This window comes from Curtobacterium sp. MCPF17_051 (assembly GCF_003234595.1).
Classification (GTDB): Bacteria; Actinomycetota; Actinomycetes; order Actinomycetales; family Microbacteriaceae; genus Curtobacterium; species Curtobacterium flaccumfaciens.
Window position 1 is genome coordinate 126,583 of the sequence record NZ_QKSE01000011.1, and the last position, 20,271, is coordinate 146,853.

Below are 20,271 nucleotides of genomic sequence, written 5' to 3' on the forward strand. Positions count from 1 at the left end.
TCCTTCGTCAGGTCTGCTCCGCAGCATCGTCATCGCATCGACCGGAGTTCCGCGTGAGGTCACGACCTGTACGTGCGGACCGCCGCCCGGCTGACCGAATGCCGCGTCGATACGACTCACCTTGAGCTCCCGCCCGCGATCCCGGTCGACCGCGTCGGTGGGCCGGATGGTTGGCTCCTCAACCCGTTCGGCGCGTCGTTCGAGTCGAGGCCACTCCCGCCCAACGCCTTGTCGCTCCCGTCGAGCGTGCACCCTCACGTCACCGACGGCATCGTGCTCGTGCATGCGCAGATCACACTTCCGTGGTTTGGCAGCCCGGCGGAGCGATCCGGTTCTCCATCGCCGAGGACACCGTGACGATCCGGGACCTGCTCGTCTGCGGTCAGCTCCGGAGGATGCCCGGCAGCGACTGATCAGACGGTGGCATCGGCGAACGCTGCACGGCCATCCCACAAGTGCTCGGGCTTGCCTCCGAAGCACTTCTGCCGACCGTCCCATTCGGCACGAAAGAACACTCGATCCGCACGGACCCACTTCGGATAGCTCATCGTCCTCAGTCATCTCACGGAGACAGCTCGGTGAATCTCGGTGACGTCGTTCGCCTGCAGGGAGGCCCACACTTCATCCACAGCGGAAGCGGAATCCAGCGTTTCGTCAGCAATGAGATAACGGCCGCCGTTGCCCGGCTGGACACGAACACGAGAGGTCGACGTCTGCACGATTCCAAGACGATCAGAAACCCACGTGCGCTGCCCGATTACCGGCGCGAACTTGCCTCGTCCTTCGGCTGCCACGGCAGCGTCATCGTCATAGACCGCTGCCGAATCCGGATCCCAAGCTGACACGAGGCCCCGCAGTACGCCCTCGACGAGGTCGGAGTCGATCGAGAGACGCTCTCCGTCGCGCAGTGGACCCGCGATAGTGATCTGCACCGTGTTGGAAGGCATGCGCTTCACTGCCCTCGCGGATCCGACCCGGAATCTCAGCGCAAGATGACCAGCGCTGCCCTCGCGGTACACGTTCAGGATGTACCCGCGTGCCGGGAATGCGACCCCCTCGGCGTCACGGTAGACGTGTGCGGAGAGCACCAAGGCGAGAGTTGCAGGATCCGGTAGGATACTGCGGTCATCGTCGGTGAGCGTCCACCCGTCGCCAGGGCCAAGGAATTCGTCGTACGCGGCGAGCTGGTCTGCGATTCGTCCAGCCAAGTGTCCGGGCAGCTCTTCTCGTGCGTCCCACACGGCACGAGCGTTCACCTGCGCAGTCCGGAGCCAAGAAGGAAAAGGCATCCGACAAATACTCCGTTCTCATCGGCGTCAAGATGACCGTCAGATCATCGCCGTCGTTCCCCACGCCTCGAAGAAGCCGTCGAACGGCGTCCGCTGCGTACGGATCCCACACATGCCATTCTAATCGAGCCCCTTCAGGCAAGGCGGCGATCTGGTCCTCGGCCTGCTCGATCATCTTGGGAATCCGCTTGCTCCAGTACGGACCAGACGGGTCCGCGAACGCAATTCCTCGGTCCAATGCCTTCGCATCGAAGAACACCTGCTGTAGGGGGTGTCCGCGTTCAGTCATGCCGTCGAAGTCGACGGTAGCGCCGTCTTCCGTACCGCGTGCCCGTCAGCGGTCCGGCACCACGGTCCACCGCTCCTCGATCACCGAAAAGTCCGACACCGCGAATCGCTCCACAATCTCGCGCCCTCGAGGAGCCCAGGTCGTGGAAGGTTCCGGAACGCGCCCAATCACCACAGAGACCCGAACTGAGTTAGTGCCCGAGGAACTTCTTGCGGAGCTCCTTGTGCCGGACGAATCCTTGCACACGGTTCACAAAATCGTCGACGGCTGCGGAGCGGTCCGAATAGTCGTTGACGGACTCCTCCGTGCTTCGTTCGTTCGTCGTTGAGACCCGCCATCCGTCTGCAGTCTTGTAGATGCAAGAGGTGTCCACGTCGTTGGAGGGCCGCCGCATCCAGCAGAAGGGAACACCTGCGGCTTCGGCAAGGGCGAGTTCGCGCGTGGCGTCGATGTCATCCATGAGTTCGTCCTGTTCTCAGTGCCGAAGGAGTTCGCGGAGCACGCCGAGCGCCTGGAGGATCCCGAGCGGCAGCGGCATCTCATCGGTTCAGCGCCAATCCCAGGAGAACTCTCACTCGAGCGCGTCGAGCGCGTCGAGCGCCGAGGGATCCAGGTCTGAGTGAAGTCGCGAGAAGTTCCCCTTGACCAGATCCATCCCGCAGATCAAGTCGTTGTCGACGGAGGCCCAGTCGATCTGTGACAGCGTCTCATAGTCGCGCATGACCTCCTCGAGATCACGGTGAACCGTGTCGGGAAGCGACTCCGCTTCGATCCAGGACTCACCGGGTGTCGCACTGCGCCCCTTCCCGATCAGTTGCACTACTGCTTGGCTGAGAGCGACATCCACGACCAAGTGCGGTCCTTCCGTTCAGGCCAGGTCGCCCGGGCGGGGCTGAATGCCGGATCCACCTTCACGCTCTTTGTGATCGCCGGGTTGTTCTTCAGAGGCGGGATCCGCTCCCAATCGTTCCTCCACCGCCGCCCGTACCCAATATCCGTTGTTACGCTCGTGGCATGACGTTCGAACAGCTTCGCGCTGACCTCGATGGCCGGGGCTTCGGCCTGGAGCTGGTAATCCTCCCTGGCGATCCGCCAGCCGGGCCCCCTCCCGAGGGTGCACTCCGGGTGGTGCAGGTCGGGCAGGCCTTCGAAGTGCAGTGCATCGACTACGGGCAGCCTCGGGTCGTCGTCAAGGCCCCTGACGAGGACGCGATCGGGCGAGCACTTCTGGGGTTCCTCGACCGGCCGATCCCGCCGGTGCTGACGATGGCCCCGTCGGAGGTCTCCGCGATCGAGGACAGACTCGCTCCGTACTATCCGCAGCTCCGCGAGCAGATCACGGCGAGTGGTGGTGCGAGCTTGATCCAACTCCCGCCTGGGATCCTCGTGGACCGCATCGGCGCGTTCGACGGCTGGCTCTTGACCCAGCTCAACGCTTCGTTCGAGTCTCGCTCCCTGCCGCCGACGGCGCTTCGGGAGCCTTCCGGAGTGCACCAGTTCGTGACCGAGGCGACCGTGCTCGTGCGAGCATCGATCGTGCCTGCCTGGTTCGGACAGCCCGGCGGTGCCATCCGCTACACGATCGCCGACGAGTCTGTGACCATCCGCGACCTCCTCGTCGAAGGTTCTCTTCGACGGATCTCCGTGCCTGTCAAAGCGCAGACTCCTTAGCCAAGCCGAAGCGATCGAGCGCGACTCGGGGATCGGTTTCCGGTCTACCGGACTCGATGACGGAAGCCCTTCTGGTCATCGACCGCAGAATTCCTTCCTTAGGTCTGCCCCGCAGCATCGTCATCGCATCGACCGGATTTCCACCTGAGGTCACGGCCTGCACCTGCAGACCGCCACCCGGCTAACCGAATGCCGTGCTCGTGCATGCGCAGACCACACTTCCGTGATTCGGGCAGCCCGGCAGAGCTCCGGAAGATCACCGGCAGCGACTGCTCCGACAGTGGGATCGGCGAACCCTGCGCGGCCATCAGCCGCAAGCGTTCGGGTTGCCTCCGAAGCCACTTCTCACTCGGGGAGGGCCGCCCCCGAGAATGCTCGCCGAGAGTCGACCTCGAGCGCACCCCGTTCGATGTCAGCTACGGGTACCCGCGCGACCGTTGCGAACTGCACCGCCGGGGCGACGAACCGCCCGCCTCCGAACCACGCTCGGTGAGGAGATCCGCGGACCGTCCATTCCAGAAGGTTCCTCTCGTTCTCCACACTCAGCGACATCCCATCGGGGAGTTCCTCGGGACGGTCGAGGAGCCAGTGCCCCAGCTCAAGGCCGGCCCGATAGCGAAGGGCACCAGACGCTGAAGCGGCAATCCGCCGCGCAGCGTCCTCGCCTGCTTCGAACGCCACCCCGGTCCAGTCACCGGATCCCCTGTCGCCTTTCCACGCGTGAACTGCTCCGCCTCGAACGACGTAGCGCTCCAGCGTCTCCCGATCACCGAACTCGACGAGCCCCGGCTCCGTCACGACCAGATCGTGTCCAGCGCGGCGCAGGAGGTCTTCGAGGAGTTCGAGGTGCGGGATAGCGATGCGTTCGTCCCTCACGACGGGATGCCGAGCTCGCGGAGGTCCGCAGACGAGCGGAAACTCACGGGAGGACCGGGGTCGATGAACCTGACTTGGCCCCCTTCCTGATGCCCGAATGCTGGAGCGATCTCGCTCACCTCGATATTCAGCCCCTGCCCCTCGAAAGCAGCGGCGTCAAAGTCGTACGTCCGGTAGGCCTCGCTGAGGTTGGACGGTGGAAGGGCGCGCTGTTCGAACGAGGTCCCCGCGAACGAGAAGAAGTTGCCGGACTCCTTGCCCAGCCGGTCGAGTTTTGAGCCGTATCGCTTGACGAACCCGTGCGGATTTAACCAGTTGATGAGGTGCCCGGCGACGGCGTCAGCGTTGCCGGGGTCCTCGGGCAGGTACGACTGCCGTTCCTCGTTCCAGTCGATGTAACGGTCTTCCCAGCTGTCCCGCGTGAGGTAATTGCCGTCGGCGTCCTTACCGTATTCGTCGTATCTCCGTGCCGATCGAAGCGCAGACTGGGTAGCGACAATCGGTTCGGGCACCCGTGCGCTGAGACCGGTGACAGCAGAGTGGCCCCGAGCTGGATCAGTCACCTGACGAACGCCTTTATTGTGATCATGGGGCCAGCCCGGCTCGCGGGTCTCCTTCGAGGAACTGCGCAGCGTCGACCGCCGCACCGTCGGGAGCGATGATCTGCACCTGAAGACCGCCGCTGGGCTTGGCAAATGCGGGGTCGATCCGACTGACCTCGATCGAGTACCCGTTACCCCTGAGCGCGACGGTGTCGATGTGGAACACGGAGTCGAGTACCGCACAATGCGCTGCAGGTCAGCAGTCCGGCAGGGAGCCAAGGACTGCCTACCGTGCGGCCGAAGACGCAGCTGCGGCGAACGCTGCGCGGGAATCAGCCGCAAGCGCGCACGATTCGATCAGCGCGATGGGCACGCGCGCCACGGTGGAGAATTGCAGCGCCGATCCCTTCGGGAGCGCGCCGCCGAACCGGGCTCGGTGTTCCGTTCCCGAAGCGACCCACCGGAGGACGATACCGTCGCCGTCAGGGTGCAACGCAAACCCTTCAGGGAGCTCCTCTTCGCGGTCGAGGAGCCAATGTGCGATCGGCAAACCACGGGCCTCGCGCAGGTATCCGCTGGCGTCCGCGACGATCCACCGTTCCGCATCAGCCGCCGACTCGAACTCTGTGCCTGTCAGCGCGCCCGTCCCTCGGTCTCCGCGCCACTCGACCACCGAGGTGTCCGACACCGCGAACCGCCGCATCGTCTCGAAATCGCCGTACTGGACCCTGTGCGGCTCGACGACGACGCGGTCGTTCCCGGCCCGCCGGAGGGCACTCTCGAGGAGTTCCAGGTGACGAAACACCCCCGGAGGGTCCTTGATCATGACAGGACCCCGAACCTCTTGAGGTCAGTTACGGAAACGAACTGGGGAGGATCTCCGGGCCGGAAGAAACGCACCTGCAGTCCCCCGCCAGGATGGCCGAAGGCCGGAGCGATCTCGCTCACCTCGATCTTCAGCCCCTGCCCCTCGAAAGCAGCGGCGTCGAAGTCGTACTTCCGATAGGCATCGCTGAGGTTGGACGGTGGAAGGGCGCGCTGTTCGAATGAGGTCCCCGGGAAGGAGAAGAAATTGCCGGACTCCTTCCCGAGCCGGTCGAGTTGCGGGCCGTACTGCTCGACGAACCTGTGCGGATCCACCCAGTCGATGCGGTGCCCGGCGACGGCGCCGGCGTTGCCGGGGTACTCGGGCAGGTACGACTGCCAGTCCTCGTTCCAGTCGATGTACCGGTCTTCCCAGCCGTCCCGCGTGAGGTAGTTGCCGTCGGCGTCCTTGCCGTACAGGCCGTTCGGATTGCCCCAGTCGTCGACGAGAGCGCGCACTTCGTCGCTCATCCCCGCGCCCTTGTACGTCGGGTCGTCAGGAGCTCGGTAGTTCTCACCGAGCTCGTCGAAGTGGAGGTGCGGCTGGCCGTAGCCGGGCCGCTCGGCATCGCCCCGGGCCGACTCGTCACGCTCCCAGCCGGGACCACTGGGATCGTCGGAGAACACCGGGTCCGTCGAACGGTCGTAGTGGTGCGGGGGCGGAGTCCCGGACCCGTCGTGCCCGTCGCCGTCCGGCCGACCACCACCGGCGCCGTGATCGGCATCCGTGCCGTGGCCCGACCCACCGTGCCCGGCCGAATCGCCCCCGTGCCCTGCCCCGCCGTGCGACCCCGACGTCGAACCGCCGTCGCCTGTCGTCGTCTCACCGTGCTCCCCGCGCCCACCGGCCCCCACGAGCGCCGGCTCCCGCTCCGGCGCGTGCACCGTCGCGTCGCCGCCGTCGGCCCGCGCGTTCGCGTCGCTCCCCGCCCGCACGTCCGTGTCCGCCTCGGTCCGAGCCGGCGGCACCTCGACGTCGGTGTCGCCGTGCCTTCCGTGCAGGTAGTCACCGAGCCCGGTCTTGAAGTCGGCGAGTCGCCCGGTCGACCCGACGGCGTCGTCACCGACACCCTTGGTCATGATCGTCTTGAGCTCATCGAGCCTCGGCAGCACCTTGGTCAGGCCCTTCGAGACCCACGCGCCGGCGTCGACGAGGTCGAGGTACTTGCCGGCCTTGCCGACGGCCCCCGCGACTTCGCCGACCTTGCCGACGGCGCCGAGCTTGCCCGCCTGCCCGACGATCGGGACTGCGATCGAGCCGATCCCCCACAGCGCCTGCCCGGCGGCACGACCGGGGTCCCTGCCCCATTCGTCCCAACCGACGGTGGCCTTGATCACCTGGGTCCACGCCTCACGCTGGAGGTCGGGGTCCTTCTGCATGGTCTGCGTGTTGACGCCGGTGAGGGCGAGGACTCCGCTCCACGACGTCGCCGCGGTCTCCAGGTGGAAACCCGTGCCGTCCAGACCGACGAGGGTGCCGAGCCCCTTCACGGTGCCCCAGATGCCGTCGACGACGACGGCCTTGAGCATGTTCGGCAGGAAATCGACGGTCTTCTCGGAGCACGATTCCTTGCGCTCCGACGCGGTCCCCCACGGCAGCTTCGTGCCGGCGGGCAGTTCGTCGTACCCGTAGGCGAGGGCGTCGTCCGAGCCACTGCCGCTCATGGCGTGCAGCGGTTGCAGGCCGGACAGCCCGCGGATGGTGTTCGCGCAGGTGCGCTCGGCAGCCTGGTAGGCCACCACCTGGGCGGCGACGCCGTTGATGATCGCGTTGTTCTCGTCGGTCAGGGTCTCGTCCTGGTCCCAGGACTCGACAGTGGCGTTGTTGCCGTACTCGGTCGTCGCGGTCTTCGGGGTGAACGCATCGACGTCGCGGTGCAGCTGCTCGGCCCGCGTGACGTACGCCTTGAGCGCGGCGACGATCGGCGTGACCTCGGTGACGAACGTGTCGAGCGCCTTCGCAGCGGTGTCCAGGTCGTCGCCGAACGTCGTGCCCTGGGGCCCGATGGGCGTCATGACCGCGAAGAGTTCCTGGTCGCTCGGGCCCTCGTAGGAACCGGAGATGCCGCTCCAGGCGGTGACGATGTCGGCCGTGCCGTCGCGGACGGCGGACGCGACGGTTCGCAGCGAAGCGGCGCCGCTCGTGATCGCCTCGAGCTGGACGTCCGTGTACGGGATGGCTCCCGTCTTGACGACGCCGGTCACCGGTCGAACATCCCGTCGAACGCGCGGAAGTCGCCGTTGGTGGACGCCGTGACGGCGTTCGCCTGTGCCGTGGCAGCACCCATCTCGTCGTCGCCGTGGACGATGGCACGTGTCGCGCCGGCAGCGCCGTACAGCGACGCCTGGATCCGGTTCTGGATCCCCGTCAGTGTGGCCTGCCGGTGTTCGAAGAACCCGGCGAGCGCCTCACCGATCACCTGGGACTGTGCTGCCGTCGCTGCGTCCTGCACGACTGCTCCGACGCCCTGGATCGATCCGTCCGCGGATCCGCCCAGAGCGTTGTTCATCGTCGTGGTCTTGGTCGACACGTCCGTCAGCACAGCTTCGACCCCGGCGGGGTCGACCCGCCATCCGTCGACCACGTCAGCCGATGTTGCCGACGGCCGACTTCGCCTTGCTGATGGCCGACTGCGCCGACTCGTCGTTCGACTGCAGCGATGCACGCAGCGTGGCGATGATCTGCTTGACCTCGCCGGCGACGGTGTTCCACCGCTGTTCCTTGGCGTGGTACTCGTCCGAGACGCCGTCGGCCTGGTAGTCGGCCATGGCTGCCTTCACGTCCGAGTCACGCTGCGCGATGAGCGACTCGAGCTGCGCCGCCACGGCGTTGAAGTTGTCCTGTGCGTTCTGCGAGGCCGCGACGTCGTAGTCGCGACGATCTGCCTGGTTGCCACCGCTCATGGTGTTCTCTCCCTCTCCCCGAAGATCCGTCAGGCGCGGCCGCTGAAGCGGGCCGCGTCGAAGTTCGAGCTGCCCTCGAGCGAGCTCGTGGACTGCGCCATGTCCTGGTCGCCTTCCTGGAACGAACGGTCCATGCCCGAGATGCCCTGCAGCACGCTCGCGAGCGCACCGTTCAGCTCGTTGGCGATGGTGTCGGTCTCGGCCTTGAAACGGTCGAAGGCCGCTCGACCGGCACCGTTGAACCGACCCTGCAGCGGCTCGGCCGAGTCGGCCAGCTTGCGGACGAGCGTCCCCAGGTCACCGGAAGCACCGGACGTCTGCTTGGTCAGGTTGGTCAGGACCTGAGCCCCCATCGCGAACTTCATCGCGCATCCTCTCCGTCGTTCCCCCACCCCGAACGGGTGACAGCGAATACCCGCAGCGTAGACCACGTCCGCCGCGCGCGTCACCCCCGGGTTCTGACATGATCGTTCCTGCCGAGGGGAGGTGGGGCATGTCGTCGATCGTGGTCGAGTCCGTGGTGCCCGTGCTGACCTGTGGTCGCTGCGGGGTCGCGACGAGCCAGGGCCAGCGCTTCTGCACCGACTGCGGCGCCCTCCTCGGGCGCACGGTCGGCTCCGCCGAGTACGACGCCCTGCAGGGCGTCGCCACAGGCTCGGCCGGTGCTGTCCTCCTCGCCCGGCTGGTGGACGTCGTCGTCTGCCTGCTCGGTGGTGCCGCCGGCGCCGCCCTCCTCTTCCTCGCCCACACCGCGGTCCCCTCCTCCGCCCCCGTGGGCACCGCCGTCGCCGGCGCGGTCGCCGGGCTCGTCGTGACGACCGCGATCGTGGTGATGCGTGCCTCCAGGACGGGCCGCGGGCCGGGCGGGCTGCTCCTCGGTACGCGCGTCGTCGACGTCGACGACGCGCTGCCCGCCGGGCCCGTCCGACAGCTCGCCCGACTCGGTGGCCGTCGGCACGGGCGTGCGCCCGGAGCCGGCCCGTGGGCCGCGGCGACGGGCACGCTGACCGCGTCGCTGCACCGTGGACGAGAGCCGCTCGACCCAGCGGTGCCCGCGCTCGGCACGGCCTTCGGTGCCGCCGCGTCGGCGGGTGTCCGTCCGGGGTCGACGCCGCTGCCCGGAGGCGCGGTGCAGGCTGGTCTCGACGCCACCCGTCGTGCGGGGTTCGGTCCCACCCCCGCGGCCGGGTTCGCGGCGGTGCCCGCGCCGACCGCACCGGTGGCCGATGACTCGGTACCGCCCGACGTGGTCGTCCTGCGGTTCGACTCCGGCGCCGTGCACTGGTTCGGCGGAACCTGCGTGATCGGCCGGAACCCCGAGGCGGAGCCCGGCATCGCGACGGTCGCGGTGCCGGACCTGTCGCGCACGCTCTCGAAGACGCACGTCGCCCTCGTGCAGGCCGGCGGAGTCGTCGTGCTCCGCGACCTCGGTTCGACCAACGGCACCTCGGTGGTCCGTCCGGACGGCTCGTTCGAGGACCTCGTCCCCGGAGTGGACCTGCCCGTGCCCGCCGGCTCGACGGTCCGGATCGGGGACCACGCGTTCGTGGTCGACCGGGTCGGAGCCGCGACGTGAACCCGCTCCGACGCGACACCGCCGGGGACGACCGCCCGGTCGCGAAGCACCCGCTCATCGACTCGGCGGGCGACGGCAGCATCCGCTACGAGACCCGCGCGGGGATCGTGCGGCTCGGACGTGCCCAGGCCGACCTGCTCGCCACCGCGGCAGGCGAGGGCGCCCGCCCGATCCTGGTGACCGACGGCCTGTCCGTCGTGACCGAGGCCTTCCGCCAGGCGTTGCTCGACTGCGGCGGGGCGTGGGTCGTCCGCGGTGACGACGGCCTGCGGAACGGACTCGACGGCGGACGACTCGACGACTTCACGGACGCGCTCCGGACCGGCCCGCCGACCTCGGTGCAGGACGTCGCCGTCGGGTACCTGCGCCCCTGGACGCCGACGGCGGAGCAGCTCGTCGTCTCGGTGTCCGTCCGGCACCGGGCCGCGGACGAGACCATCCTCGGGGGCACCACCGAGCTGCTCGCGACGGAGCTCGCCGGGGCGGCACCGACCGGCTGGGCGACGCACGAGCCCGCGGGTCGCGCGTGGGACCGGCGCACGCTCACCGAGGCCGCTCGCTCGCGGATGCCCGACCCCACGCGGTTCCTCGCCGTCGGTTCGCCCGACGCGCCCCTCGCGGTGACGATCGTCGCGCAGCGCACCGAGCACGGCGTCGAGGAGCTCACCACCGGGCTGCTCGCGGTCGGTGCACCCGGGGACACCGTCTCCGAGATGCGGGTCGCCGCCGTCCCGCAGGTGCTCGGGCGGCTCGCCACGACGCAGCTGCCGCTCTTCGCCCTGGTGCTCCGGCGCCCGGGCCGCGCGGACCTCGCGCAGGCGCCGCGCCTGTCTCCGCCCCCGCTGCCGGTCGCGATGCTCCTCGGTGCGCCGGCGGTCCGGCAGCTCGACCTCGACGTCGAGGCGATGCGCGACCGCTTCGGCGCCGTCATCGCCGGGCGCCCTCGGATCCCGGCGCTCGTGCTGCCCTTCGGGCGGCAGCAGGACCGCAACCCGGTCGACGAGCTGGCCGACGTCATCGACCACATCGGGCCCGACCGCGTCGCCGACGCCGTCGGGATGGACGACCGGACGAGGGAGCAGGTGCAGCGTGCCGCGGAACAGTGACTCGATCCTGCTGGAGAGCGTCTCGACGCACCGCCGACGACTCCGGCAGGCGTTCGTGCTCGGGCGCCTCGCCGACCGCCGGTTGGTGAACGACAACGTCAAGCGGTTCATCGGCAGCGTGGTGCTCGCCGCGGTCGTGGGGGTCGGGTGCCTCGGGTACTCCTTCGTCACGAACGCCCTGGCGCAGCAGGCCGCCCAGCAACAAGCGCAGCAGACACCGCGACCGGTGCCGACCACGCAACCCCAGCAGGAGACCAGTTGAGCGACTTCACCCGCGTGACCGTCGTCGGTGTCGGCCGCCGTGCCGACGTCGTCGTCGCCTCCGACGAGCCGTTCGCCGGACTGCTGCCGCGCCTGGTCGACATCCTCGACGAACCGATCGCGGACAGCGCGCAACCCGTCGCCCTCGTGCGCGTCACCGGTGAAGAGGTGTCCCTGGCCGCGGACGCCGCGACGCAGGAGATCGCCGACGGCGAGGTCCTGCACCTGGTCCGTCGCGCCGATGCACCGCCCCCGCCCGAGGTCTCCGACGTCACCGACGCCGTCGCGGACTCGCTCGGCCGTCGTCGCGACGGCTGGGGCACCGCCGCACGCCAGTCCGTCGCCGCCGCAGCCCTCGGGGCCACCGCCTCGGTCGCGGGCACCCTCGTGGTCGCGGCGTTCACCGTCGCCTCGGTCCGAGCCGCGTTCGACGGCGGGACCGTCTCCCCCGCACTGTTGCCGTCCGTGCTCGTCGGCAGCGGTGTGGTCCTGGCGATCGCGGCGCTCGTCGCTGGTCGTGCAGGGGCCCGCTGGACCGGCATCGCCCTCACCGCCGCGGCCACCGGGCTCGCGCTGCCGATCGGGTTGGCCGTCGGACCGGTCGTGGGACGGGACGGCGACCAACCCGCGATGGTCGCTGCCCTGGTGCTCGTCTGGGCGTGGATCGCGCTCGGCCTCGGACTCGGCGTCGGGCAGCGCACGCGGACGATCGGCGTCGCGGCCGTCGTCGGCGTCGTGCTCCCGCTGCTCGGCATGGTCACCTGGCTCACTCCGGCCCCGCAGGCCGCCGGCTGGGGCGTGGTCGGGATCGCAGCCATCGCCGTCTGCGGGCTCCTGCCCTCGGTCGCGATGTCCTCCGCCGGACTGACCGGCCTCGACGACCGGGTGAGCGGCGGCGAGCCCGTCGCCCGCGCCCGCGTCGTCACGGCGCTCGAGGACGCGTACCGGGCACTGGACTGGACGACCGCCGCGGTGGCCGCCCCCATCGCCCTCGCCGGCGCCGCACTCGTCTCCGACCGCGACCCCTGGGCCGTCGGGCTCGGCGCCGCGGTGGTCGTCGTCGCCGCACTCCGCACTCGGGCCTTCCCGCTGACGCTGCAGGGTGTGCTGCTCTGGAGCGCCGTCGTGGTCGCCGCGGTACTCGGGCTCCTCGGTCACGCCACCACCGCGCCGTTCCAGGTGCTCGGCTCGCTCGCCGGCCTCGGGGTGCTCGGAGCCCTGCTCGCCGGGGTCCGGCCGGCCGCACACCAGCGAGCCCGCCTGCGGTCGCTCGGCAACGTCCTCGAGACGATCTCGGTCGTCGTGGCACTGCCGCTGCTGCTCGGCACCTTCGGCCTCTTCGCCGCGCTCCTGGAGACGTTCTGACCATGCGGCTCCTCGACGACGTCGTCCCCGCGCTCGGGCGGGCGTTCTTCGGCAGCGTGGCCGGCGGTGCGCGCGAGCTCGACGATGCGCACCGTGCCATCCGGCAGGCCGTTCCCACCAGTCGGCGCATCGCGTTCGCCTCGCTCCGCGGCGGCACCGGCTGCTCCGTGACCGCGGCAGCCGTGGCGACCGTGCTCGCCCGTCGTCGCTCCGGTCGGGTGCTCGGCGTGGACGGTGCCGCCGGGCTGCGCTCGTTCGCCACCCACGCCGGCGCCGACCGGACGGACTTGACGCCGCGGTCCGAGCGCCGTGCCGCCGCCCGGACGTCCTGGGACGCGACCGACGGTCTGGCGGTGACCCCGTCGGGACTGCACGTGCTCCGGATCGGCGACCCGCGCCTCCCGAGCCGACAGGCCGCACCCGCCGAGTGGACCGACGCCGTCGAACCGATCGCGCGGTTCTTCGACGTCGTCGTCGGGGACTGGGGGTCCCGGAGCCCGTTCGTCGACCTCGGCGCCGTGGCTGCCGATGCCCACGTCGTCGCCCTCGTCACCGGCCCGGACCGCCCCGCCATCGAGGAGGGCGTCGCGCACGCCGACGCCGTCCGGCGGCACGCGCCGGACACGCGCGTCCTGGTCGTCCCGGTCGACGCCACGGGCGCTGGCCTCCGGGCCGCGCGCACCGCCGTCCGGTGGCCCGGGCACGCCGTCCACCCGATCCCGGGCGACCCGAGCGTCACCGGGGGCGGCGAACGCCCCACGGCCTCCCGGATCGCGCTCATCCACCTGACGGCAGCCCTGGTCGACGCCGCGGTCGACCGTCGCACCAGCCGCACGACCCCGGAGGCCGCCCGGTGAACCGCGTCGTGCACCGGCCCGCCCGGGTCTCCACCCCGCTCGTCCGTCCCGAGGCCGAGCAACTCGCCCCGCCACCGCAGCTCCCGGAGGGGCCGAGTGGCGGCCTCCCGCTGCAGTCGCTGCTGCCGGTCGTCGGTGCGATCTCGTCGGTCGTGATGATGGTCGTGCTCCGCGGCAACAACCCGGTGCTCATGGTCGTCGCCGCCCTGGTCTTCGTGGTCGCCCTCGTCGGCGGCCTCGGCATGGCGTTCACCCAGCGGGGCAACGCCGTGCGGAACCGGCGGACGCAGCGCGAGCGGTACCTCGACTACCTCGAGGAACTGCGCGGCGACCTGCGGACGCGCACGACCGCCGTCCGCGAACGTGCCGAGCACGTCGACCCCTCGCCCGACACCCTCCCCCGTCTCGTCGGCGACCCGGCACGCCTCTGGGAACGGCGGCGCACCCACGGCGACTTCCTGCGGGTCCGCGTCGGATCAGGTGACGTGGGGTGGCTCGACCTCGCCGTGCCGCCGGACCAGAACCCGGTGCAACCGCTCGACCCGCTCATGCTCGCCGAGCTCGAGCAGGTCGCCGAACACTACGGCACCGTGCACGCCATGCCCATCGCGGTCCGACTCGACGGCGCCGGGGACGTCTCGGTCGTCGGTGACCGCGACGCCGTGCTCGAGGTCGCGCGGGCACTCGTCGTGCAGCTCGCAGCGCTGCACGCCCCGGACGACCTGCACCTCGCCGCGGCGTTCCCGGCGGCGCACGCCGACGACTGGGACTGGTTCGACCTGCTCCCGCACGCACGGATGGACCGCACCTTCGACGGGCCGTTGCGTGCGCGCCGGGTCGCCGAGGACGTCCCGGCGCTCGCCCGCACGCTCGCCGGCGAGTTGGGCGAACGCGCCCGGACCGCCGCGATGTACCGGCGGTCCGGTGACTCGGCCAAGCGCAGCGACCTGCCGCGCCTGGTCGTGTTCGCGGACGAGCACGGCGTCGTCGCCGTTCCGCTCGCGCTCCCCGAGGGCGAGACCCGGCCGGAGGACCTCCGGATCACGGTCGTGCACCTCGTCGCCGACCGGCTGCACGAACCGTCGGACGTCCGGGTGCGGGTGACTGCGAGGTCCGACGCCCCGGGTGCCGGCCGTGGCACGGGTGCCGGATCCGGTGCACGCACGACGCTCCTCGAGATCGTCGACGCCCGCGACGTCGAGGAGGGTGAGCCCGCACCGGTCCAGCTCGCCGTCTGCGACCCCGTCGCCCCGCCCCTCGTCACCGCCGTCGCACGAGCCCTCGCGCCCCTCCGCCTGTCCGCCGACACCGAGCAGCGTGCCGAGTCGTCGGCCGCCATCGGCGTCTCGGACCTGCTCGGGGTCGACGACGTCGCCACGATCGACCCGGACCGCACCTGGCGGCCCCGAGCCCCGCGGGACTTCCTGCGCGTGCCGATCGGTGTCGACGACTTCGGCGCCCCGCTGCTGCTCGACCTCAAGGAGTCGGCGCAGCTCGGCATGGGCCCGCACGGCATCTGCATCGGTGCGACCGGGTCCGGCAAGAGCGAGATGCTCCGCACCCTCGTGCTCGGCCTCGCGGTGTCGCACCCGCCGGAGGACCTCGCGATGATCCTCGTCGACTACAAGGGCGGTGCCGCGTTCGCCCCGTTCGCCCGCCTCCCGCACGTCGCGGGTCTCATCGACAACCTCGCCGACGACCCGCAGCTCACCCGGCGTGCTCGCGCGTCGATCGCCGGCGAGGTCCGACGGCGTCAGGAGATGCTGCGCGACGCCGGATCGGCGCCCTCCATCACGCACTACCGGGAGCTCCGGACCCAGCGACCGGACCTGCCGCCGATGCCGCACCTCGTGCTCGTCATCGACGAGTTCGGCGAGCTGCTCACCGCGGAACCCGAGTTCGTCGACCTGCTCCTCATGATCGGGCGCATCGGGCGATCGATCGGCGTGCACCTGCTGCTGTCGAGCCAGCGCATCGAAGCCGGCAAGCTCCGCGGCCTCGACACGTACCTGTCCTACCGGCTCGGCCTGCGCACGTTCTCCGAAGCCGAGAGCCAGGTCGTGCTCGACACGGGCGACGCGTTCCACCTGCCCGCGGTGCCCGGCTACGGCTACCTCAAGGTCGACACGAGCGTGTACACCCGGTTCCGATCCGGCTACGTGTCCGGCCCGGTCGAGGACGCCGCTCCCGTGTCGGCCGTCACCACGTCGTCCGCGGACGCCGCTCCCGAGCCTTTCGAGCTGCCCGTCTACAACACGCTGGCCGCCGAGGACGACGAACCCGGTGAGGTCACGCTCGAGGCACCCGACGTCGGGCGGAGCGTCGTCGACGAGGCCGTCGAACGCCTCGACCGCGGCGACCGCGACACCACGCCGGTGTGGTTGCCGCCGCTGCCGACGCGTCTGGCACTCGGCGCCGTCCTCGATCCGAACACCGTCTCCGACCCGACCGGGGTCACGGTGCCGATCGGCCTGCTCGACGACCCCGCGCGGCAGCGACAGCGACCGTGGATGCTCGACCTCACGCGGGGCGGCGGACACGTCGCTGTCATCGGAGCACCCGGCTCCGGCCGGACCACGTTCCTCCGCACGCTGGCCGCATCGATCGCGCTGACCACCACGCCCCGGCAGGTCAGCGTCTACGGGATGGACCTCGCCGGCGGCGGCCTCGGTCGCATCGAGGGCTTCCCGCACGTCGGCGGTGTCGCCACGCGTGCCGACCGGAACCGCCTGCTCCGGTTGGTCGAGGAGCTGCAGGCGATGATCCGTCTGCGCGAACGGGTGTTCCGCGACCACGGCATCGACTCACTCGCGATGCTCCGCACCCGGCACGCCGCCGGCCGTGTCCCCGAACTGGGATCGGCGGACGTGGTGCTCCTCGTCGACGGGTTCGGCGTGATGCGCACCGAGTTCGAGGAGCTCGAGGACGCCTTCGCCGACCTGCTCCAGCGCGGCGGCAGCTTCGGCATCCACGTCGTCCTCGGACTCACCCGGTGGAACGAACTCCGGCTCGCGAGCCAGCCACTGATCGGGCAGCGGTTCGAACTGCGCCTCAACGACCCGGCAGACTCCACGATCGCCCGCGCCGCCGCGGCGACCCTGAAGTCCGGCGAGCCCGGTCGTGTCCTCACCGACGGCGAGTTGTTCGGCCAGGTGGCCCTGCCGGTGCTCGACGACGTGGAGGACGGTGTGGTCGGCGACGAGCTCGGCGCCCTCGCGCAGCGGGTCGCCGACAGCTGGGGCGGTCCGGCTGCCGCGCCGATCCGCCTGCTCCCGGAGTCGTTCGACCCGGCCGAGCTCCCGGACCCGCTCGACACCCCGACGACGGTGCCGTTCGCGCTCCGCCAGGACACGATGGACTTCGTGGCCTTCGACCCCGCCGTCGACCAGCACCTGCTGGTGTTCGGCGACACGGCCAGCGGCAAGACCGCGCTCCTTCGGGGCCTGGCGACCGGGTTCATGGACCGTTCGACGCCGGACGAACTCGTCCTCGCCTTCATGGACGTCCGCGGCAGCGCTGCAGCCGGGACGCCGGACGACTTCCTCGGCGGGCACGCGGCGAACGGCCGGGACGCCCGGGGGCTCGCCGCGGCCATCGCCGCGGAGCTCGAGCAGCGCGCAGCCGGCACGTCCACCGGACCACGGCCCCGCATCGTGGTGCTCGTCGACGACTACGACATCGTCGCCTCGGCCGGCACCGACCCGCTCGCGCCCCTCATGCCGTACCTGCCGTCGGCGCGTGACCTCGGGCTCCACGTCGTGCTCACGCGGCCCGTCGCCGGTGCCGCACGCGCGATGTACGACACCGTGATCCAGTCGATCCGCGACTCGGGTGCGACCGGGCTCGTGCTGAGCGGCGAACGGTCGGAGGGGCAGGTGTTCCCGAAGGTCTACGCGGAGCAGTTCCCGGCCGGCCGCGGGCGTCTCGTCCGACGCGGTACGCCCCCGCGCATCGTGCAGGTCGCCCACTTCCCCACGGCGACGACCGTCGCCCCGGCGCAGGCCGACCCCGCCGGTCAGACGACCGTGCTCGACCCGAAGGGAGCCGTCGATGCCCCGTGAGGTGACCATCCTGTCCGCTGCGGCTCCGTCGTCGCTCGCGCTGGTCGAGGCCGGAGCGCAGATCGCGCCGGATCTGCGGGTGCGAACGCTCGACCGCGTGGTCACCGAGATCGTCGACGACCGCGGGCGGGCCGTCCTGAGCGTCCAGATGCCCGAGCGTGTCGAGAACGCCGCCGAGATCGCACGACTCGCCCCGTGGGCGACGCTCGCCGCGCCCGTCTGGTGGACCGAGGCCTGGGTCCCGTGGGGGCCGACGGGTGAGGTCGGTGTGGCGATCGTCCGGGCCTTCGCAGCGTCGATCGACGCCCAGCTCCTCGTGGAGGACGGCGCGTGAGCACCACACCCCCGACCTCGGCTCCGCTGCCGCCCATGCCCGGCTCGCGGCGGGCAGCCGCGCAGCGCGCCCGGACCGTGCTCGTCGCCGGGGTCGCCGGCGGCACCGGGATGACGACGGTCGCGGCGCTCCTCGCCGATGCGGTCGGTGGACGTCTCGGCGTGGTGGTCCAGGCGACGGACCACTCCGGTGGCGAGCTCGCCGCACGACTCCCCACCCTGCAACCGGCCACCTCACGCGTGACGGTGCACGACATGGGGGCGCACGTCGGCCCTGCCGCCGTGCTCGCGGCGACGCCGGAGAACTCCCTCGTCGTGGTCGGGCGGGCCACCGCCGACGGCGCGGCGGACGTCCGGGCAGCGCTCGCGTCCATCGCCGATGCTCCGGACCCGACCCTCGTCGGGCGATCGGTCGTGGTGCTCGTGGACCGCGGCGCGGCGCACGATCCGGTGGACACCCGTCGGCTGAGCGACACAGGGGTCTCGGCGGTCCTCGTGCTGCGCGCCGACCGCGCTCTCGGCCGTCCCGGTCGGGTCCAGCTGGGAGCGATCAGCGACACCACGATCACGACGGTGTCCGGTCTGCTCACGGCCCTGGGCTGGTAGCCGCGACCGGTGGACGAACGGGAGGCCCGTCACCAGCTGGTGACGGGCCTCCCGTTCGTCGGTGCTGACGTCGTCAGGCGCGCGCGGACCGGATCCGCTCGGCGAACGCGGCGTGCAGCGGGTGCTCCGCAGCGAGACCGGTGATCTGCGTGGCCACGTCCGCGTCGGACGCGTCCGACGCCAGCAGAGCCTGCAGTTCGACGCTCTGCTCGTCGTCCGCGACGTCGAAGCGGAGCGCCGCACCCATCGCGTCCAGCAGCGCCGTCGGCTCCGTGCCGTCCTCGGCCAGCGCGGCGGCTGGCGAGACGAACCGCTCGTCGCGCGACAGCTTGCGGAGCGGCTGGCGGCCGACGCGGGTCACCGTGTCGGGCAGGTGCGGGTTCTCGAACCGGCCGATGATCGCCTGCACGTACGCGCGGTGCACCTCGGGGTCGAGCTCGTGCCGGCGGATGAGCAGGTCGCTCGTCTCGGCGAGCACGGACTCGAGCTCGGAGCGCACGGCGGGGATCGCGATGGCGTCCGAGATCTTGTCGGCCCCGGCGACGAAGCCGTGGTACGCGACGGTGGCGTGCCCGGTGTTCACCGTGAAGAGCTTGCGCTCGATCGACGCGGCGAGGCCGTCGACGTAGTGCGCGCCGGGGATCTCCGGCTCGTTCCCACCGAACGGCGTGCGGTCGATGGCCCACTCGTAGTAGGTCTCCACGGTCACGTCGAGTCCGCCGCCCTCGGGCTGCGCGGGCACGATGCGGTCGACGGCGGTGTTGGCGAAGACGGCCTTGGCCAGTGCGGCGTCGCGGCCGTCCTCGGGCAGGGCGGCGACGATGAACTCGCGCAGCCGGTCCGTGGCGTTCAGGGCGTTCTCGCATGCCATGACGGCGATCGGTGCGGCGTCCGCGTCACGGGCGACGAGCGCGCGGGCGATGACCGGGGCGATGAACTTCAGGACGTTCGGGCCGACGGCGCACGTGACGACCGCTGCGGTCGCGATCTCGGCGACCACGCCGTCCTCGTCCTGCGCGCTGTTCAGTGCGCGGAAGTTCGTGACCTCGTGGTCCTGGGCGCCGGCCCCGACCTCGTGCACGGTGTACGAGTCGGCTGCGGCCAGGGCGTCGATGAGCGGGGCGGCGACGTCGGCGAAGACGACCTCGTACCCGGCCTCGTGGAGCAGGAGCCCGACGAAGCCGCGGCCGATGTTGCCGGCGCCGAAGTGGACGGCGGTGCTGGTGCTCACTCGTTGACCTCGCCGAGGATCGACAGGATCGCCGCGGTGTCGGCGGCGTCGGTGAGCTTCTGGACCTCGTCCTCGTCGGAGAACACGATCGCGATCTTCGACAGGATGTCGAGGTGCTCGTTGTTCACGCCGGCGATGCCGACGACGAAGCGCACGGGGTTGCCGTCCCAGTCGATCGGGCTGGCGTAGCGGATGAACGACAGGGCGGACGACTTGATGGCGTCCTTCGCGTCGTTGGTGCCGTGCGGGATGGCGAGGAAGTTGCCCATGTAGGTGGACACGCTCTTCTCACGCTCGAGCATGGCCGGGTAGTAGTCGGCCGTGACCGCGCCCGCAGCCTCGAGGATCTCGGCCGCCTCCTTCATCGCTTCCGACTTGGTCGGCGCGGTGTCCTCGGTGTGGATGCGGATCTGGCTCTCCTGCAGGACGGGCATCGGGGG

The 20,271-nt window shown here is 70.7% G+C and carries 22 protein-coding genes and 1 pseudogene; 10 read left to right on the forward strand and 13 right to left on the reverse strand.

Translation table 11 applies throughout. The annotated features are described in order from the left end of the window. Positions 1–72: 72 nt before the first annotated feature. A pseudogene (locus tag DEJ35_RS17710) lies at positions 73–258 on the forward strand (hypothetical protein); the annotation flags it as partial. A gap of 299 nt (positions 259–557) precedes the next feature. On the opposite strand, the gene DEJ35_RS17035 reads toward DEJ35_RS17710, so the two are convergent. The 3 genes from DEJ35_RS17035 to DEJ35_RS10445 form a co-directional block, all read right to left on the reverse strand. Beyond that, entirely contained in the window at positions 558–1,241 is a 684-nt protein-coding gene (locus tag DEJ35_RS17035) for a hypothetical protein (RefSeq protein WP_146238566.1), read from the reverse strand. A gap of 527 nt (positions 1,242–1,768) precedes the next feature. After that, a complete protein-coding gene (locus tag DEJ35_RS10440; RefSeq protein ID WP_110861326.1) occupies positions 1,769–2,038 on the reverse strand; it encodes a hypothetical protein in 270 nt (89 codons plus the stop codon). A gap of 111 nt (positions 2,039–2,149) precedes the next feature. Further along, entirely contained in the window at positions 2,150–2,425 is a 276-nt protein-coding gene (locus DEJ35_RS10445; RefSeq protein ID WP_110861328.1) for a hypothetical protein, read from the reverse strand. Positions 2,426–2,592: 167 nt separating this feature from the next. Here DEJ35_RS10445 and DEJ35_RS10455 point away from each other — a divergent pair, with 167 nt between their 5' ends. Further along, positions 2,593–3,249, forward strand: coding sequence for a TNT domain-containing protein (locus DEJ35_RS10455; RefSeq protein WP_110861330.1), 657 nt, complete (start codon positions 2,593–2,595; stop codon positions 3,247–3,249). 345 nt (positions 3,250–3,594) lie between these two features. Here the strand turns inward: DEJ35_RS10455 and DEJ35_RS10460 are convergent, their stop codons facing one another. From DEJ35_RS10460 to DEJ35_RS10490, 8 genes are read right to left on the reverse strand one after another with little or no spacing between them, the layout of a single operon-like run. Next, entirely contained in the window at positions 3,595–4,125 is a 531-nt protein-coding gene (locus DEJ35_RS10460; RefSeq protein WP_111192688.1) for a hypothetical protein, read from the reverse strand. Next, positions 4,122–4,688 carry a TNT domain-containing protein gene (locus tag DEJ35_RS17275; RefSeq protein ID WP_181435565.1) on the reverse strand — a complete coding sequence of 189 codons (567 nt, stop codon included), beginning with the start codon at positions 4,686–4,688 and terminating at the stop codon, positions 4,122–4,124. Before DEJ35_RS17275 ends, DEJ35_RS10460 begins: the two co-directional genes overlap by 4 nt. Before the next feature lie 22 nt (positions 4,689–4,710). Continuing rightward, positions 4,711–4,893 carry a hypothetical protein gene (locus DEJ35_RS17280; RefSeq protein ID WP_181420101.1) on the reverse strand — a complete coding sequence of 61 codons (183 nt, stop codon included), beginning with the start codon at positions 4,891–4,893 and terminating at the stop codon, positions 4,711–4,713. Positions 4,894–4,953: 60 nt separating this feature from the next. Continuing rightward, positions 4,954–5,493: a hypothetical protein gene (locus DEJ35_RS10470; RefSeq protein WP_110861336.1), complete on the reverse strand. Its 540-nt coding sequence runs from the start codon at positions 5,491–5,493 to the stop codon at positions 4,954–4,956. After that, entirely contained in the window at positions 5,490–7,736 is a 2,247-nt protein-coding gene (locus tag DEJ35_RS10475) for a TNT domain-containing protein (RefSeq protein WP_111090359.1), read from the reverse strand. Before DEJ35_RS10475 ends, DEJ35_RS10470 begins: the two co-directional genes overlap by 4 nt. Then, positions 7,733–8,116, reverse strand: coding sequence for a DUF6507 family protein (locus tag DEJ35_RS10480; protein WP_110861340.1), 384 nt, complete (start codon positions 8,114–8,116; stop codon positions 7,733–7,735). Before DEJ35_RS10480 ends, DEJ35_RS10475 begins: the two co-directional genes overlap by 4 nt. A 1-nt stretch (position 8,117) precedes the next feature. Continuing rightward, a complete protein-coding gene (locus DEJ35_RS10485) occupies positions 8,118–8,435 on the reverse strand; it encodes a pore-forming ESAT-6 family protein (RefSeq protein ID WP_027466434.1) in 318 nt (105 codons plus the stop codon). Between the two features lie 29 nt (positions 8,436–8,464). Continuing rightward, the gene (locus DEJ35_RS10490) at positions 8,465–8,800 is read right to left on the reverse strand and encodes a WXG100 family type VII secretion target (protein WP_110861342.1); all 336 of its coding nucleotides are present in this window, start codon (positions 8,798–8,800) and stop codon (positions 8,465–8,467) included. 98 nt (positions 8,801–8,898) lie between these two features. On the opposite strand from DEJ35_RS10490, the gene DEJ35_RS10495 reads away from it, so the two are divergent. From DEJ35_RS10495 to DEJ35_RS10530, 8 genes are read left to right on the forward strand one after another with little or no spacing between them, the layout of a single operon-like run. Further along, entirely contained in the window at positions 8,899–10,011 is a 1,113-nt protein-coding gene (locus DEJ35_RS10495; protein WP_111192690.1) for an FHA domain-containing protein, read from the forward strand. After that, on the forward strand, positions 10,008–11,117 hold the full coding sequence (locus DEJ35_RS10500; RefSeq protein ID WP_110861347.1) for a DUF6177 family protein: 1,110 nt from the start codon (positions 10,008–10,010) through the stop codon (positions 11,115–11,117). Before DEJ35_RS10495 ends, DEJ35_RS10500 begins: the two co-directional genes overlap by 4 nt. Then, complete coding sequence (locus DEJ35_RS10505) at positions 11,101–11,379, forward strand: hypothetical protein (RefSeq protein ID WP_110861350.1); 279 nt, start codon at positions 11,101–11,103, stop codon at positions 11,377–11,379. The genes DEJ35_RS10500 and DEJ35_RS10505 overlap by 17 nt, the downstream gene beginning before the upstream one ends. After that, positions 11,376–12,743, forward strand: coding sequence for an EsaB/YukD family protein (locus DEJ35_RS10510; protein ID WP_181430084.1), 1,368 nt, complete (start codon positions 11,376–11,378; stop codon positions 12,741–12,743). Before DEJ35_RS10505 ends, DEJ35_RS10510 begins: the two co-directional genes overlap by 4 nt. Before the next feature lie 2 nt (positions 12,744–12,745). Continuing rightward, entirely contained in the window at positions 12,746–13,600 is an 855-nt protein-coding gene (locus DEJ35_RS10515; RefSeq protein ID WP_111123581.1) for a hypothetical protein, read from the forward strand. Continuing rightward, positions 13,597–17,661: a type VII secretion protein EccCa gene (gene eccCa, locus DEJ35_RS10520; RefSeq protein ID WP_111192692.1), complete on the forward strand. Its 4,065-nt coding sequence runs from the start codon at positions 13,597–13,599 to the stop codon at positions 17,659–17,661. The genes DEJ35_RS10515 and eccCa overlap by 4 nt, the downstream gene beginning before the upstream one ends. Beyond that, a complete protein-coding gene (locus DEJ35_RS10525) occupies positions 17,651–17,995 on the forward strand; it encodes a hypothetical protein (protein ID WP_111090353.1) in 345 nt (114 codons plus the stop codon). Before eccCa ends, DEJ35_RS10525 begins: the two co-directional genes overlap by 11 nt. After that, positions 17,992–18,600, forward strand: coding sequence for a hypothetical protein (locus DEJ35_RS10530; RefSeq protein ID WP_146244776.1), 609 nt, complete (start codon positions 17,992–17,994; stop codon positions 18,598–18,600). Before DEJ35_RS10525 ends, DEJ35_RS10530 begins: the two co-directional genes overlap by 4 nt. Before the next feature lie 73 nt (positions 18,601–18,673). Here DEJ35_RS10530 and DEJ35_RS10535 read toward each other — a convergent pair whose 3' ends face one another. Both DEJ35_RS10535 and DEJ35_RS10540 read right to left on the reverse strand, forming a co-directional pair. Beyond that, the gene (locus DEJ35_RS10535; RefSeq protein ID WP_111123578.1) at positions 18,674–19,831 is read right to left on the reverse strand and encodes a mannitol-1-phosphate 5-dehydrogenase; all 1,158 of its coding nucleotides are present in this window, start codon (positions 19,829–19,831) and stop codon (positions 18,674–18,676) included. Next, a complete protein-coding gene (locus tag DEJ35_RS10540) occupies positions 19,828–20,265 on the reverse strand; it encodes a PTS sugar transporter subunit IIA (protein ID WP_071244331.1) in 438 nt (145 codons plus the stop codon). The genes DEJ35_RS10535 and DEJ35_RS10540 overlap by 4 nt, the downstream gene beginning before the upstream one ends. Positions 20,266–20,271 lie beyond the last annotated feature (6 nt).

Excerpts from the sequence above, each read along its gene's own strand:
- DEJ35_RS10440 (WP_110861326.1), bottom strand. The coding sequence starts at position 2,038 with ATGGATGACATCGACGCCACGCGCGAACTCGCCCTTGCCGAAGCCGCA.
- DEJ35_RS10455 (WP_110861330.1), top strand. The coding sequence starts at position 2,593 with ATGACGTTCGAACAGCTTCGCGCTGACCTCGATGGCCGGGGCTTCGGC.
- DEJ35_RS10470 (WP_110861336.1), bottom strand. The coding sequence starts at position 5,493 with ATGATCAAGGACCCTCCGGGGGTGTTTCGTCACCTGGAACTCCTCGAG.
- DEJ35_RS10485 (WP_027466434.1), bottom strand. The coding sequence starts at position 8,435 with ATGAGCGGTGGCAACCAGGCAGATCGTCGCGACTACGACGTCGCGGCC.
- DEJ35_RS10490 (WP_110861342.1), bottom strand. The coding sequence starts at position 8,800 with ATGAAGTTCGCGATGGGGGCTCAGGTCCTGACCAACCTGACCAAGCAG.
- DEJ35_RS10495 (WP_111192690.1), top strand. The coding sequence starts at position 8,899 with ATGATCGTTCCTGCCGAGGGGAGGTGGGGCATGTCGTCGATCGTGGTC.
- DEJ35_RS10515 (WP_111123581.1), top strand. The coding sequence starts at position 12,746 with ATGCGGCTCCTCGACGACGTCGTCCCCGCGCTCGGGCGGGCGTTCTTC.
- DEJ35_RS10525 (WP_111090353.1), top strand. The coding sequence starts at position 17,651 with ATGCCCCGTGAGGTGACCATCCTGTCCGCTGCGGCTCCGTCGTCGCTC.
- DEJ35_RS10540 (WP_071244331.1), bottom strand. The coding sequence starts at position 20,265 with ATGCCCGTCCTGCAGGAGAGCCAGATCCGCATCCACACCGAGGACACC.